The organism is Streptomyces sp. NRRL S-87 (genome assembly GCF_000719335.1).
Lineage (GTDB): Bacteria > Actinomycetota > Actinomycetes > Streptomycetales > Streptomycetaceae > Streptomyces.
Map to the genome: position 1 here is coordinate 39,710 of NZ_JOGB01000029.1, position 14,778 is coordinate 54,487.

The window sequence follows — 14,778 nt, forward strand, 5'->3', positions numbered from 1 at the left end:
ATGAGCACCCACGTGAAGCATCCGGGTCGCAGCCCCCACGGGGCAGACATCTAAAAAACCCCTCGACAAGGAGCAATCGTGGCGCGCGACAACGCGGCTCCCGTTTCCGTCCCCACCAACCACCAGGAGCTCGTCTCCTGGGTCGACGAGATCGCTGCTATCACCCAGCCCGACCGGGTGGTCTGGTGCGACGGCTCCGAGGCCGAGTACGAGCGCCTGTGCGAGGAGCTCGTGGCGGCGGGCACGTTCAAGAAGCTGGACCCGGTCAAGCGGCCCAACTCCTACTACGCGGCCTCCGACCCCTCCGACGTCGCGCGTGTCGAGGACCGCACCTTCATCTGCTCCGAGAAGGAGGAGGACGCCGGCCCGACCAACCACTGGAAGGCCCCGGCGGAGATGAAGGAGCTCTTCGCGGGAGAGCAGGGCATCTTCCGCGGCGCGATGAAGGGCCGGACGATGTACGTCGTCCCGTTCTGCATGGGCCCCGTCGGCTCGCCGCTGTCCGCGATCGGCGTCGAGATCACCGACTCCGCGTACGTCGCCGTCGCGATGCGCACCATGACGCGCATGGGCCAGGCCGTGCTCGACGAGCTCGGCACCGACGGCTTCTTCGTCAAGGCCGTCCACACCCTGGGCGCGCCGCTCGCCGAGGGCGAGAAGGACGTGCCGTGGCCGTGCAACACCACGAAGTACATCTCGCACTTCCCGGAGACCCGCGAGATCTGGTCCTTCGGTTCGGGCTACGGCGGCAACGCCCTGCTCGGCAAGAAGTGCTACGCGCTGCGCATCGCCTCGGTCATGGCCCGCGACGAGGGCTGGCTGGCCGAGCACATGCTGATCCTCAAGCTCACGCCGCCGCAGGGTGAGGCCCGCTACGTGGCCGCGGCCTTCCCGTCCGCCTGCGGCAAGACGAACCTCGCCATGCTGGAGCCCACCATCCCCGGCTGGACGGTGGAGACCATCGGCGACGACATCGCCTGGATGCGGTTCGGCGAGGACGGCCGGCTGTACGCGATCAACCCGGAGGCAGGCTTCTTCGGCGTCGCGCCCGGCACCGGCGAGCACACCAACGCCAACGCCATGAAGACGATGTACGCCAACACCGTCTTCACCAACGTCGCGCTGACCCCGGACGGCGGCGACGTGTGGTGGGAGGGCATGACCGAGGAGCCCCCGGCCGAGCTGATCGACTGGCGCGGCAACCCGTGGACCCCGGAGTCCGACGCCCCGGCCGCCCACCCCAACGCCCGCTTCGCCGTGCCGGCCGCGCAGTGCCCGACGATCGCCCCCGAGTGGGAGGACCCCAAGGGCGTCCCGATCTCCGCGATCCTCTTCGGTGGCCGCCGCGCCTCCGCCGTGCCGCTGGTGACCGAGTCCTTCGACTGGAACCACGGCGTCTTCATCGGCTCGAACATCGCGTCCGAGAAGACCGCCGCGGCCGAGGGCAAGGTCGGCGAGCTGCGCCGCGACCCGTTCGCGATGCTGCCGTTCTGCGGCTACAACATGGGCGACTACATGGCCCACTGGATCAAGGTCGCCGAGGGCCGGGACCAGTCCAAGCTCCCGAAGATCTACTACGTGAACTGGTTCCGCAAGAACGACGCGGGCAAGTTCGTGTGGCCCGGCTTCGGCGAGAACAGCCGCGTCCTGAAGTGGATCGTCGGCCGCCTCGACGGCACCGCCGAGGGCGTCGAGACCCCGATCGGCGTCCTGCCGACGAAGGCCGCCCTGGACCTGAAGGGCCTCGACATCTCCGACGAGGACCTCGACTTCCTCCTCACCGTCGACAAGGACGTGTGGCGCGAGGAGGCCGGCCTGGTCCCCGACCACCTCAACACCTACGGCGACCACACGCCGAAGGAGCTGTGGGACCAGTACCACGCCCTCCTGGAGCGCCTCGGCTGATCCCGAGCGAACCAACCCCGGGTCTCGGCTGTCCCCGAGACCCGGGGACCGACCCAGGTCCCGGCTGTCCCCGGGACCCGGGACACCGGGCGCGGAAGCGCCCGTGGCACTGCCCCCAGACCGCGGTGGCCCGTCCGGTTGCACGAACAACCGGGCGGGCCACCGCGCATGTCCGGGTCCCGTCCCGGGGCCGCCGTCACGAGCGGCCGCGGTCCTCCAGGTAGGTCGTGTGGGTCTGCTGGCGGCGGGATTCGACTTCGCGCAGCTCCCGTGCCAGGCGGCCGGCCTCGTCGTGGAGCAGGCCCAGCTGGCGTTCGAGGTGGCGCTCCGGGGGCTCGGTGCCGGGGTTGAGGCGGGTCCACCAGCGGGTGCGGTGGTAGGCGTCGAGGGACTCGGGGAGGTCCTGGCAGACCGCGCGGGAGAGGGTGTGGACGGAGTCCGGGTCGGTGGCCAGGAGGTCCGCCACCCAGCCGGGGTCCAGGAGGGCCCCGTAGAGGGAGAGCAGCTCGGCGAGCTTGCCGCCGGCGGCCGGCGGGAGGTCGACGGAGGACGTGAGGTAGTCCCGCAGCTTCGTGAAGTCCTCGCGGAGGGTGCCGAGTTGCTCGGAGGGGTCCGGGAGGTCGGGGAGCGGGAGGGGCTCGGGCGGGGCCAGCAGGGCGCCGGCGCCGTAGAGGCCCGCGACGACCAGGGGCCAGTACGTGCCCGCCGTTCCCGTGAAGGTGAGGACCACGCCGGCGATGCCGCAGGCGCTGCCGGCCAGGTTCTTCTTCGACTCCAGGTAGGCCAGGGCCCGGTTCGGCCGGCCGCCGGAGGTTCCCCTACTGGTAGCCACGGATCTCCTCGAAGGCGCCGTCCAGCGAGCCGTCGCCGTCGGTGGCGTCGAAGAGCCGGCCGCCGGTGAGGGTCGCGATGTGGTCGAGTTCGGAGCGGTCCGAGTCCCCGAAGAGGATCGGGAAGACCGGGGTGTGCCGCTGGGCGGGCGGGAGCTTCCTGTAGAAGGCGTCGAAGTCGTCCGCCTTGGCGCCTTCGCCGTTCTCGCCGTCCGTCATCAGCACGATGGAGGTGAAGGCGTCGCGGCCGTCGCCGCCCAGGTGCTCGTAGGCCTTCTCCAGGCTGCTGTAGATCGCCGTCCCGCCGTCGGGCGACAGCCCGTCGACGTCCTCGCGGATCGCGGAGAGCGCGTCCGTCGGCCGGGCGGGGTCGACCACGTGCGTGCGGACCTGCTTCACCGCCGAGCCGAACGGCATCAGCGTGACCTCCTCGCGGTCCCGGAAGCGCCGGCCGGCCGGGGAGTCCCCGGTACCGGTCAGCTTCGTCAGCGCGTCCCGCAGCCGTCCGATGCGGTTGTCCTCCTCCATCGAGCCCGAGGTGTCGAGGACGTACACCGTCCGCGAGGGCCGGCGCAGTTCGTTCTCGTACGAGGACAGGAGCCCGTCGGCGACGGAGCGGGTGCCGGGGAACGGCAGCTCGCGGCGCTTGTCCGAGCGCAGGCCGGGGCCCAGGGGGACGCCCGGGACGACCGGGCGGCGCAGCGTCTGCCGGGTGATCTCCTGCTGGGCCTCGGGCGAGCGGAGGTAGGAGACGAGGTTGCCCATCGACGTTCGCGCGCCCGCCGGGGCGGAGGTGAGCAGCGTCAGCGGGTAGTCGGCCGTGACGACCCCGTCCCTGGGGCGGATGACCGTCAGGTCCTGCTTGAGGGACAGCAGCACCGACTCGTAGTTGATCAGCCCGTCGACCGCGCCGCCGCGGGCGTAGGCCTGTGCGAGCCAGCCGGAGGAGCCCGAGGTCAGCTTCTGGCCCTTGAAGAACTGCTTGAGGGGCGGGGTGGCCTTGCGCACGTCCGCGTCGGTCAGCGCGGCCTGTGCGCCGGAGAGCCCCGAGGCCACCGAGACCAGGGCGGAGAAGCCCGAGTTGGAGCGGATCGGGTCCGTCATGCCGTACGTCAGGTCGCCCCGGGTGACGGCCTGCTGGATCTGGGACCAGGTGACCGTGCCGTCCTGCCAGCCGAGCCGGGCGGCCGTGGCCCGCTTGACGCCGAAGGCGACCGGCGAGGTCATCACCGGCGTCTCGGCGGTGATCTTCGGGGCGGTCTCGGGGCGCAGCCGCAGGTAGTCGTTGGAGGAGAGCCAGATGGCGTCGTACGCGCCGTCCGCCCGCCCCGACGCCACCGCGTCGGCCGCGTCGAGGGTGCCGCTCCAGGTGAACGTCACCGTGACGCCGGTCTTCTGCCGCGCACGGTCCAGGATCGGCTGCATGTCGGAGAGCTCCGAGGAGGCCAGCACGCGCAGGGTGCCCTCCTGGTAGACCGTCTTCTTCTCGTCGGGGGCGTCCGAGCCGCCCGCGCACGCCGTGAGCCCGCCGGCCAGCAGGGCCGCGGCCGCCAGCGCCGCGGAGATGCGGTGCTTCACCGGCCCTCACCGCCCTCCAGGACGCCGGCCGACCGGCTGCGCTCCAAGTACGCCGTCGCCGAGCGGAGTTCCACCGTCAGCGAGTCGACCGTGGTGGCCATCGACTCCGTCGCCCGGGCCTTGTACGTGTCGATCGCGTCCAGCGTCGCGTAGATCTGCCCGAACGCGGTCCGCAGCGTCTCCGCGCCCACCGCCGGGTCGGCGGCGATCCGCTGGATCTCGCCGGTCTGCGACTCCAGCATCCGCGCGTTGCCCAGGATCAGCTGCTCGGTCGTCCCGCGCAGGGCGTTGACCTGCTCGACGACCTTCTTCTGGTGGTCCAGCGCGCCGGCGAGCATCACGGCGATCCGCAGCGCCGAGACCGTCGTCGTCGCGGCCCGCTCCACACCCTTGATCAGCTCGTCGTTGTTGCGCCGTACGACGTCCATGGCCAGGTACCCCTGCGCGCACACCGCGAGCTGGGTGAGCAGGTCCTGGTGCTTCTGCCGGACCGGGAAGAGCAGGTCCGCGCGCAGCGCCTCGGCCTGCTCCGGGTCGGTGGCGGCCACCTCGGCGACGCGCTGCTCCACGGCCGCGTCCAGGGCCTCGGTGAGGACCGCGTACTCCTGGAGCTTGCCCATGGTCTCCCACAGGTGGGTGCGCTCGGTGTGCAGGGCCGCGTTGTCGCGCCGCAGTTCGTCCTGGCCGCCGCGCAGGGCGCCGACGATGCGGGTCAGGGTGGCCTGCGAGGAGGCGTACTTCGCGACGTGGTCGCGGAAGCGGTTGCCGCCGGGGAGCTTGGAGAGCAGCTTGCCGAGCCCCTTGCCGGCGCTCTCGCGCGGGTCGAGGTCCTCGACCGTGCGGCGCAGCTCGACCAGGGAGCCGGCCACCCGGCTCTGCGCGTCGGCGGCCTCGCCGCCGCCCGCGGCGCCGCTGCCGAGGGACCGTACGGCGCGGTCGAGCATCCGGTTGGACTGGCCCGCGGCGCTGCGGATCTCGCCCGCGCCCAGGCCCGCGATCTCGCCGACGCGGCCGGCGAACTCGGGGGAGCGCGGGTCGAGCCCGGTCAGCGATCCGACGTACTCGCCGGCCCGGCGGGCCATCTCGTCGCGCACGCCGTCCTGCAGCGGTACGAGCCCGGCGGCCTGCTCCTTGCGGACCGGTGCCACCGGCTCCGGCGCGGTCAGGACCAGGGGGGAGGGCGGTTCGAGCAGCCCCTGGCCGCCCGTGTGGATGTTCTCGGTCATGGTTCGTTTCCCCCTAGCCGCGGGCCCGCTGCGCCATCCGGCGCAGGATCCCGGCGGTCGGCACAGGTGCCTGGCCGATGCCGGCCAGCGTCTGGTTGAGGTAGTCGGAGTACGGCTTCGTGGCCGAGGTGAACTCGGCGCGCGCGCCCTGCGGGCGGAAGCCGTGGCGCACGGCCAGCTCGCGCAGCCGCTTGTCGGTGCCGAGCAGCTTGCCGAGGGCCTCGCCGTCGGCGGTCAGCGGTACGAGGGTGTGGTCGCTGTAGACCGTGGTGTCGGGGTACAGGACCACGAGGTCGCCGGTGTCCTGCTTCTGCAGCAGCAGCGAGGCCACCTGGGACTCGTACACGAGGACGAGCGGGTTGCCGACGCCGCTGATGAAGTCCCGGAAGGGGGCGTCGGTGCCGGTCTGCTGGGCGCCCTGCGCGGAGACGAGCTTGTGCAGCAGGGGCGCGGTGCGGTCGATGCCGGCGGCGTCCGAGACGACCTTGCGGTGTTCGGCGACGAAGGAGGTCAGCGCCAGGTAGAGGGCGCCGGAGTTGGATGCGGACGGGTCGGTGGTGGTGATGAAGACCGAGCCGCTGAGCTCGGCGTGCGCCGGCGCGCCCTTCAGCTGCGACCAGTTGCGGTCGGCGGCGGCGCCCTTCAGGTACGGGTCCATCAGGAGGGTCCCGGACTTGGCGCCGGTCATCCGTGCCAGGCCGTTGTCGGCCAGGACCTTGGCGGCGGCGCTGTGCGCGACCACGACCAGCGGCGAGTAGAAGGGGCGGACGGGCGTCGTCTTCAGGTCGGACTTGGCCCGGATCTCCTCGGCCGGGGCCTGGCTGGAGGGGAAGGCGAAGTCGTAGTCCTTGAGGGGGAGCCGGTCCATCGCCCAGGACCCGGAGGTCTCCGTCTGGACCTTCCAGCCGGCGGCCGCGAGGGCCGTGACCACGTCGGGATCGTCGAAGAACTCGGCCTTCTCCGACCCGATCACACCGTGCACGGTCTTCGTTGCCGTGCCGTTCGTGCCCTGACCTCCGCGGCCCGCGACGACGGCGGCCACGACGCCGCCGATCAGTACGACCGCCAGGGCGATTCCCAGGATGCGTCTCACGGGGGCAGCGTGCTCGCGGAAACCCACATTCCGCGGCGTGTTGGGTGAACGTCAGGTGACGTGCCGGTCCCAAGTCACCTGCCGGCCGGGGGACGGTGAGTGGCGTCCGGACGGATGGCGGCGCGGACCCCGGTGAGGACCACCGCGATCAGGCTCAGGGCGATGACGGTCTCGGCCCACAGGAAGGCGAACCAGTCCAGGACGCAGCCGATCGGGGGCGAGCCGGGCGCGGTGTTGCGGAACGCCGCGAGGGCGAACAGGGTGGCGGCCATCCAGGAGAGGGCGGGCCAGACCAGGCCGTCCCCCCGGGTCGTCAGGTACCAGGTGCCGATGAGGACGGAGGCGGCCAGCGCCCACATGACGACCATCATGAAGACGGCGAAGACGAGCACGCTGCCCGAGCGGGTCACCTCCACCGCCATGACCGCCTCCTGCCGGGAGGGGCCGGGGTCCGCGGAGATCGAGAAGAGCGTGTCGTTGTTGGAGAACACCAGGCGCACCGGCACCTGTCGGCCGCCGAGCTCGGCCCGGAAGGCGATGTCGGTCTCGTAGGTGTCGAACGGGTAGTCGCTGACCGACCCGCCCGTGAGCGCGACCTGGACGTCCTTGGTGGCGATCCGCTCGTGCGCGGGGTACTCCAGGTCGCCGAGGGTGGCCCCGGAGGTCTGGAGGGCGAGGTCGGCGACCGGCGCGCCCCCGTCGCCCTCGCCGAGGTTCCCGCGCGGGACGACCCAGACCCTCAGTGTCAGCTCCCTGGCCGTGGCGTCGACGCGTTGGACGACGGCCTCCACGTCCACCCGGTTCGGGGCCGCGGACCCGGCGGTGGTGACCGTCTCGACGGCCTGCCGCTCGGCGAACTGCAGCCACGACCCCACGCCCACCGCGACCAGGATCAGGACCGCGATGGGCAGCAGGACCGGCAGGAGCGAGGCCCGGGAGCGGCCCGGGCGGGGCGGGGCGGGGGGCGGAGGCGTGGGCGGGGGTGCGGCCATGGGGACTCCGACGAGGGTGGGCGGAGCACGATCGTCGTCCACCGGGCCGCCGATCCGCCGCATCCGGGGGAGCGTGTCGGGTGGGGGCGCCCCCCGTCAGGGCGTGGGGACGGGTCCTGCCGCGCGGGGGCGGGGCCTGCGCGCGGGTGCGGATCCCGACGGGGCCATGGCTCCCGGTCCGGCGCCTCCGCGGCCCCGGACCGGGGCCGTCAGAGGGCCGCGGCTGCGTCGAGCGCGGCGGCGTGGGCGTCCATCCGCCCGGCCGCGAGGATCGCGGCGGCGGTGTCGGCCCGGGAGGCGGCCACGACGAGCGCGCGGCCGGCGAGGTCGTGGGCGCGCCGGTGCAGGGCGGCGGTGTCGGCCTCGGTGCGGCCGGCGTGCCGCGCCGGCGGGGTGCCGCGCAGCCGCGCGACCTGGGTGGCGATCGCCTCGGCCGCGTCGTCGAGACCGAGCTCGTCGGTGACGGTGAGCAGGGCGGCCAGGTGTCCGGCGAGCTGGATGTCCAGTTCCTCGCCGCGGCTGCGGTGCGGGATCTCGGGCCGGCCGGTCATGCGGTGGACCGACTTGGTGCGGATCGGCTCATACATGAGGATGGCCTCCTGGCGTGGTCAGGAGACCATCCTACCTTGGATCGATTCTAAAGTAGAGCCTCGTCCAGAAAGCGTCGAGCCGGGCCCGCGGCCGCCTCGGGAGGGCGTCCGCGAGCCCGGCTCCGGGCGTGCTCTTCCCGCGGGCGCTGCAGTGTCCGCGCCCGCGGGGGGAGGTCGGTCAGTGCTGGCCGTACCCGTCGAGGAAGTTCCCGATCCGGGTCACGGCGTCCGCCAGGTCCTTGGCGTTCGGCAGCGTCACGATGCGGAAGTGGTCCGGCTCGGGCCAGTTGAAGCCCGTACCGTGCACGACCATGATCTTCTCGGCCCGCAGCAGGTCCAGGACCATCTGCCGGTCGTCCTTGATCTTGTAGACGGCCGGGTCCAGGCGCGGGAAGGCGTACAGGGCGCCCTTCGGCTTCACGCACGTCACGCCCGGGATCCGGGTGAGCAGGTCGTGTGCGACGTTGCGCTGCTCCAGGATCCGGCCGCCGGGCAGCACGAGGTCCTCGATGGACTGGCGGCCGCCCAGCGCGGTGGCCACCGCGTACTGCGAGGGCATGTTCGCGCACAGGCGCATGTTGGCCAGGATCGTCAGGCCCTCGATGTACGAGGACGCGTGCTGCTTGGGGCCGCAGACCGCCAGCCAGCCGCTGCGGTAGCCGGCCACCCGGTAGTTCTTGGACAGGCCGTTGAACGTCAGCACGAGCAGGTCGGGCGCGATCGTGGCGGTGTTGGTGTGCGTGACGCCGTCGTAGAGGATCCGGTCGTAGATCTCGTCCGAGCAGACGATCAGGTTGTGGCGGCGGGCGATGTCGGTGAGCCCGCGCAGCATCTCGTCGTCGTAGACCGCGCCGGTCGGGTTGTTCGGGTTGATGATCACCAGGGCGCGGGTGCGGTCGGTGATCTTCCGCTCGATGTCCGCGAGGTCGGGCATCCAGTCGGACTGCTCGTCGCAGCGGTAGTGCACCGCCGTACCGCCGGCCAGCGAGACGGAGGCCGTCCACAGCGGGTAGTCCGGGGCGGGGACCAGCACCTCGTCGCCGTCGTCGAGCAGGGCCTGCATCGACATCTGGATCAGCTCGGAGACGCCGTTACCGAGGTAGATGTCCTCGACGTCCAGGTCGATGCCCTTGGTCTGGTAGTGCTGCATGACCGCACGCCGTGCCGCGAGGAGGCCCTTGGCGTCACCGTAGCCGTGGGCGCTGCCCAGGTTGCGGAGCATGTCCTCGAGGATCTCGGGCGGGCACTCGAAACCGAACGCCGCCGGGTTCCCGGTGTTGAGCTTGAGGATGCGATGACCTGCTGCTTCGAGCCGCATCGCCTCCTCGAGCACGGGGCCCCGGATCTCGTAACAGACGTTCGCGAGCTTCGTCGACTGGATCACCTGCATGACAGGACTCTACGGCGCCCGCCACCCGCGCTGCTGGGACTTTCCGCCCCGCCACCCGTCAGAGATATGTCCGGTTTCGGCCTTCGGAAGGGCGCGGCGCCGCGGAGTCCTTCGAATCGTGGCCGTCGACCCCCCGCGACCTGCGGTTCGCGCCCGACGGAGACCGGCCGAAGCGCTCGTGTTGCGCTCGTCACGTTGGTGCACTCGGTGCGACGATCACCCGGGCCGGCCGCGAACCCAAGGAGTCCCATGACCGCCCCGCAGCTCACCGACCGCACCGCACTCGTGCTCGTCGACCTCCAGAAGGGCATCCTCGCCCGCGACACCGTCCACCCCACCGACGAGATCCTGCGCCGGGCCGTCCGGCTCGCCGAGGCCTTCCGCACCCGCGGCCTACCGGTCGTCCTGGTCAAGGTCGCCTTCCACCCCGACGGCGGCGACCTCCCCCCGGCCGACGTCGACCGCCGCACCTTCCCCGACACCGCGCCGCCCGCGGAGTTCTCGGAGCTCCCGGCGGAGCTCACCGGCGGCCCCGGCACGGAGCAGGACGTCGTCGTCACCAAGCGCCACTGGGGCGCCTTCACCGGCACCGAGCTCGACCTCCAGCTGCGCCGCCGCGGCATCGACACCATCGTCCTCGGCGGCATCTCGACCAGCATCGGCGTCGAGTCCACCGCCCGCAGCGCGTGGGAGCTGAGCTACGGCCTGCTGTTCGTCCAGGACGCCACCACCGACCTGGACGCCGACTCGCACGCCCACAGCTTCGGCAAGATCTTCCCCCGCATCGGCCACGTCACCACCACCGACGAGGTACTGGCCGCCCTCAAGGGCTGACCGGGGCGGCGGACGGTCGGTGCGCGTACGAGCGCTGACCGCCTACATCCCACCCGCCGTGACCAGCGCCCCGAAGACGGCGATGCCGGCGCAGATGCTCAGGTTGACCGCCCGGTGTTCCCAGAACACCGCGACGAACTCCCGGATCGTGGCGCTCGGCCAGAAGTAGCGGGCCGTCGGCGAGCCGAGCACCTGCCCGTTCACCCCCGCCTTCCGGGCCGTCATCGCCGCCCGGAAGGCGTGGAAGTTGTTGGTCACCACCACGCACCGGTAGGCCGGGCACTCCGCCTCCATCAGCTCCCGGCTGAAGGCCAGGTTCTCCGCCGTGGTCCGGGACCGCTCCTCGCGCCGCAGGTGCTCCTCCGGCACCCCCTGCCCGCGCAGCCAGTCCGCCATCGCCCGGGCCTCCGGCAGGCGCTCGTCCGGGCCCTGGCCGCCGGAGGTCAGCAGCAGGGGTCCGGCGGCGCCGCGGGCCCGCTGGGCGGCGTAGATCTCCCGGCCCTTCGCCAACCGGGAGGCGAGCAGCGGCGGGACCCGCTCCCCGCCGGCCAGCCCCGAGCCCAGCATCACGACGTAGTCCACGTCGCCGCGGACCTCGATGCGCCCGTACAGGTACGCGTACCCGAGGAAGCACAGGAAGAGGAACGACACGTAGGCGACCAGCATCACCAGTGTCACGACGATGCCGTCGAGCAGCGGCGAGCCCGAGACCCCGACCGCGGCCACCAGGGCCATCATCACGAAGACGCCCGCCCCCGCCATCAGGGAGAGCAGGTTCGCCGGCCGCCGGCCCTCCCTGCGGGCCATGGTCAGGCCGTTGGCGACCAGGAACACCCCCAGCGCCGCGGCCCCCAGCACGGGCAGGACGAACACCGCCATCACGACGACCTCCGCGGCCAGCGGCGGCAGGTGCGAGACCTGCCACAGGAGCGCGAGCGAGAGGCAGATGCAGGTCAGGCCCAGGAGCACCGCGTTCTGGAAGCGGCGCCGGTCCTCGCGGACGCTCAGGCAGAAGGCGGCGAAGAGCAGGACGGCGGGGACGAAAACCAGCATGGCGCCATCGTAGGAACCGGTCCGTCAGAAGCCCGTCAGAAGCCGCCAGAAGCCGTAGGAGGCCGCCAGAAGCTGCCAGAAGCCGGCCCGAAGCCGGCCGGAAGCCCACGAGGTCGGCCCGCCCTCACCCCGCACCCCCCAACCCCGCCCCCAGCCCCGTCCTCAGCCCCGCCCCCGCCGCAGCGCCCGCCCCGCCAGGACGTCCGTCCGCCGTCCGTCCCGGATCACGAACCGGCCGTCGACCAGCACGTACGGGATGCCCGTCGGCGGCCGGCGCGGCGCGGCGAAGTCCGCCCCCGCCGCCACCGTCGCCGGGTCGAAGAGCACCAGGTCCGCCCGGTACCCCTCGCGCACCAGCCCCCGGTCCGCCAGCCCCAGCCGGGCCGCCGGCCGGCCGGCCAGGTGCGCCACGCACTCCTCCAGCGTCAGCACGCCCAGCTCGCGCACGTAGTGCCCCAGGTAGTGCGGGAAGGTGCCGTACGCCCGCGGGTGCGGCCTGGCGCCCTGCAGGATGCCGTCGGAGCCGCCCGTGTGCACCGGATGCCGCATGATCGCCCGGACGTTGTCCTCGTGGCCCACGTGCTGCAGCACCGTCGGCCCCAGCCGGTCGGCCAGCAGCAGCTCCCGCGCGCCCGCCCACCCCTGGAGCCGCCGCCCCACCCACCCCGCGAGTGCGGGGTCGACCACCCCGGACACCTCCACCGACGACCAGTCCACGGGCACGCCGTGGCAGCCGTCCGAGCCCGCCACCTCCAGCGCGTACCGGATCCGCTCGGCGGTCGCGCCGTCCCGCAGCCGGGCCAGCAGGGCCTCCGGCCCGCCCTCGTGGGCCCAGCTCGGCAGCAGCGCCGCCAGCGTGGTGCAGCCGGGGGTGTAGGGGTAGGTGTCGAGGGTGACGTCCACCCCGGCCGCCAGCGCCGCGTCCAGCCGGGCCAGCAGCTCGCCCGCCCGGCCCGCGTTCTCGGCGAAGTTCAGGGTGGCGTGGGCCAGGTGGAGCGCGCAGCCCGCCTCCCGGGCGAGCGCGATCATCTCGTCGTACGCGGCCAGCGCCCCGCGCCCGTACGAGCGGTGGTGCGGGCAGTAGTAGCCGCCGTGGTCGGCCACCACCCGGCACAGCTCGGCCAGTTCGGCCCCGTCGGCGTACATCCCGGGCGTGTACGTCAGCCCGGAGGACATGCCGTACGCCCCCTCCGCCAGCCCCTGGGCGACCAGCGCCCGCATCCGGTCCAGCTCGGGGGCCGTGGGCGGCCGGTCGGTCCAGCCCAGCACGTACGCCCGTACGGTCCCCTGCGGGACCAGGTAGGCGGCGTTGACCGCGATGCCGGCACCGCCGAAGCCGTGGTCGAGGCGGTCCAGGTACTCCCCGACGGTCCGCCAGTCCATCGCCAGGTCGGAGCCGTCGCCGTGCCAGCCCGCGATGGCGGTGCGCACCTCGGCCAGGGTGCGGTCGTCCACGGGGGCGTACGACAGTCCGTCCTGGCCCAGCACCTCGAGCGTCACGCCCTGGGCGGCCTTCGCGCTGTGGTCCGGGTCGCGCAGCAGGGCGAGGTCGCTGTGGGCGTGCATGTCGGTGAAGCCGGGGGCGAGGGCGAGGCCGTGGCCGTCGAGCGTGGTCCGTCCGCCGGACCGGATGCGGCCGACGGCGGTGATCCGGCCCTCGTGCACGCCCACGTCCGCGGTGTACGAGGGGCCGCCGCCGCCGTCGACCACGCGGACCCCGCGGATGACCAGATCCATGCCCTCGCCCCCCCGGCGGCCGGTCGTACGGATCAAAGACGGATCAAAGACGGATCAGAACACGGACCGGAACACGGACCAGAACGCGGACCGAAACGCGGACCGAAACGCGGACCGAAATCGGACCGAAGGCGGACCGGAGGCGGATCGAAGGCAGGTCAGAAGAAGGTCCGCACGAACTCCACGACCTTCCCCTCCCCGTCCACCACCGGGATCAGGGGCCACTTCTCGAAGATCGTGCACGGGTGGGCCATGCCGAGGGCCACCCAGTCCCCGACCTCCAGGTCGTCCGCGCCCGCGGTCTCCAGCCACGCGTGCTGGTCCGAGAGCTTGACCACCGCGACGCCGTCCGGGGCCGGCCGCTCCACCCCGTCGCGGGCCCCGCGCACCGCCTCGACCACCGGCAGCCCGAGGTCGTACGCGATGTCGCGCTTCCCGGCGTTGACGAACGCCTGGCTGGGCGTGGGGCGGGACACCACCTGGGTCCACAGCCGGAAGGCCGGCAGCAGGCCGCCCTCCTCCGGGACGCGGTTGAACGGGGTCAGCCCCTCGTACCAGCCGCGGTCGTGCGACACGTACGCGCCGGACCGCAGCAGCCGGAGCACCGGCAGGGACAGCTCGGGGATCTCGGCGAACACCTCGGCGACGGCGTCGAACCACTCGCTGCCGCCCGCGCTGACGATGATCTCCGCGGCCCCGGTGCCCGTGAACCGGCCCGCCTTGTCGAACTCGGCGGCGAGCCCGGTCAGCCGGCGCAGCCAGGCCCGCACGGTGTCGGCGTCCGCGCCCGGCATGGTGGCCTCGTACCCGGCCACGCCCACCAGGCGCAGGGTGCCGGCGGCGGCCACCGCGTCGGCGACGGCCGTGCACTCGGCCTCGGTCCGGGCGCCGGTACGGCCCTCCGCGCCCGCGCCGAGCTCGACGACCACCTCCAGCGGCCGCACCGCCCCGGGGCCGGCGGCCAGCCCGTCCCACGCGTCGGTCAGCGCCGCCTCCATCAGCTCGACGCCGCGCACGGAGTCGACGTAGCAGACGAGCCGGAACTCCGGATCGGCCGCCAGCTCGTGGGCCACCCAGGCCAGGGCGGCGCGGTCGACCAGCTCGTTGGCGAGGAAGATGCGGCGGATGCCGAACGCCCGGTAGACCCGCGCCTGGTGGGGCACGGCGGCCGTGATGCCCCAGGCGCCCTCCTCGAGCTGCCGGCGGAACAGCTGCGGGGCCATGCAGGTCTTGCCGTGCGGGGCGAAGGCGAGGCCGTGCCGGGCGGCGTAGGTCTGCAGGGCGGTGAGGTTGTGCTCCAGTGCCTCGGCCGACAGGGTCAGCACCGGGGTGGTGAACCCGCCCGTATACAAGTCGCGCCGCTGCTCCGCGAGTTCGCCGACGGTGAGGCGGGCGGCCGCCGCGTCCGGCGGGAGGCCCTTGAAGCGGTGGTCCGCGGCCTCGCGCGCGAGCTCCCGCACCGTGTCCATCAGAGTCCTCCTGTCGTTGCACGCCTTGCTCCCCGCTGTCTAACATCCGCGGGGACGTACGGTCCAGGAGGACGCCCGCCG

Annotated in this window: 12 protein-coding genes; 2 read left to right on the forward strand and 10 right to left on the reverse strand. The window is 72.9% G+C overall.

Annotated features, from left to right (window positions below):
- Positions 1 to 78: 78 nt before the first annotated feature.
- A complete protein-coding gene (locus IF43_RS0119660; RefSeq protein ID WP_030202104.1) occupies positions 79 to 1,905 on the forward strand; it encodes a phosphoenolpyruvate carboxykinase (GTP) in 1,827 nt (608 codons plus the stop codon).
- Positions 1,906 to 2,101: 196 nt separating this feature from the next.
- Here the strand turns inward: IF43_RS0119660 and IF43_RS0119665 are convergent, their stop codons facing one another.
- The 7 genes from IF43_RS0119665 to IF43_RS0119695 form a co-directional block, all read right to left on the reverse strand.
- Positions 2,102 to 2,737: a hypothetical protein gene (locus IF43_RS0119665; protein WP_199922747.1), complete on the reverse strand. Its 636-nt coding sequence runs from the start codon at positions 2,735 to 2,737 to the stop codon at positions 2,102 to 2,104.
- Positions 2,724 to 4,313, reverse strand: a complete 1,590-nt coding sequence (locus IF43_RS0119670; RefSeq protein ID WP_030202110.1) for a VWA domain-containing protein — start codon at positions 4,311 to 4,313, stop codon at positions 2,724 to 2,726. The genes IF43_RS0119665 and IF43_RS0119670 overlap by 14 nt, the downstream gene beginning before the upstream one ends.
- Positions 4,310 to 5,539 (reverse strand): toxic anion resistance protein, encoded by a 1,230-nt coding sequence (locus IF43_RS0119675; protein ID WP_051795648.1) that lies wholly within the window; start codon positions 5,537 to 5,539, stop codon positions 4,310 to 4,312. Before IF43_RS0119675 ends, IF43_RS0119670 begins: the two co-directional genes overlap by 4 nt.
- A 13-nt stretch (positions 5,540 to 5,552) precedes the next feature.
- Entirely contained in the window at positions 5,553 to 6,632 is a 1,080-nt protein-coding gene (locus tag IF43_RS0119680; RefSeq protein ID WP_030202115.1) for a substrate-binding domain-containing protein, read from the reverse strand.
- A 74-nt stretch (positions 6,633 to 6,706) separates the two neighbouring features.
- A complete protein-coding gene (locus IF43_RS0119685) occupies positions 6,707 to 7,624 on the reverse strand; it encodes a DUF4436 family protein (protein ID WP_078910292.1) in 918 nt (305 codons plus the stop codon).
- Between the two features lie 209 nt (positions 7,625 to 7,833).
- Positions 7,834 to 8,211, reverse strand: coding sequence for a hypothetical protein (locus IF43_RS0119690; RefSeq protein ID WP_030202121.1), 378 nt, complete (start codon positions 8,209 to 8,211; stop codon positions 7,834 to 7,836).
- A 181-nt stretch (positions 8,212 to 8,392) separates the two neighbouring features.
- Positions 8,393 to 9,604 (reverse strand): pyridoxal phosphate-dependent aminotransferase, encoded by a 1,212-nt coding sequence (locus tag IF43_RS0119695; protein WP_030202124.1) that lies wholly within the window; start codon positions 9,602 to 9,604, stop codon positions 8,393 to 8,395.
- A 249-nt stretch (positions 9,605 to 9,853) separates the two neighbouring features.
- On the opposite strand from IF43_RS0119695, the gene IF43_RS0119700 reads away from it, so the two are divergent.
- A complete protein-coding gene (locus IF43_RS0119700) occupies positions 9,854 to 10,438 on the forward strand; it encodes an isochorismatase family protein (RefSeq protein ID WP_030202126.1) in 585 nt (194 codons plus the stop codon).
- 42 nt (positions 10,439 to 10,480) lie between these two features.
- On the opposite strand, the gene IF43_RS0119705 is transcribed toward IF43_RS0119700, so the two are convergent.
- The 3 genes from IF43_RS0119705 to IF43_RS0119715 form a co-directional block, all read right to left on the reverse strand.
- Positions 10,481 to 11,491 (reverse strand): YdcF family protein, encoded by a 1,011-nt coding sequence (locus tag IF43_RS0119705; RefSeq protein ID WP_030202129.1) that lies wholly within the window; start codon positions 11,489 to 11,491, stop codon positions 10,481 to 10,483.
- A gap of 162 nt (positions 11,492 to 11,653) precedes the next feature.
- Positions 11,654 to 13,228 (reverse strand): amidohydrolase family protein, encoded by a 1,575-nt coding sequence (locus tag IF43_RS0119710; RefSeq protein WP_030202131.1) that lies wholly within the window; start codon positions 13,226 to 13,228, stop codon positions 11,654 to 11,656.
- A gap of 158 nt (positions 13,229 to 13,386) precedes the next feature.
- Entirely contained in the window at positions 13,387 to 14,697 is a 1,311-nt protein-coding gene (locus tag IF43_RS0119715) for an alanine racemase (protein WP_030202134.1), read from the reverse strand.
- Positions 14,698 to 14,778 lie beyond the last annotated feature (81 nt).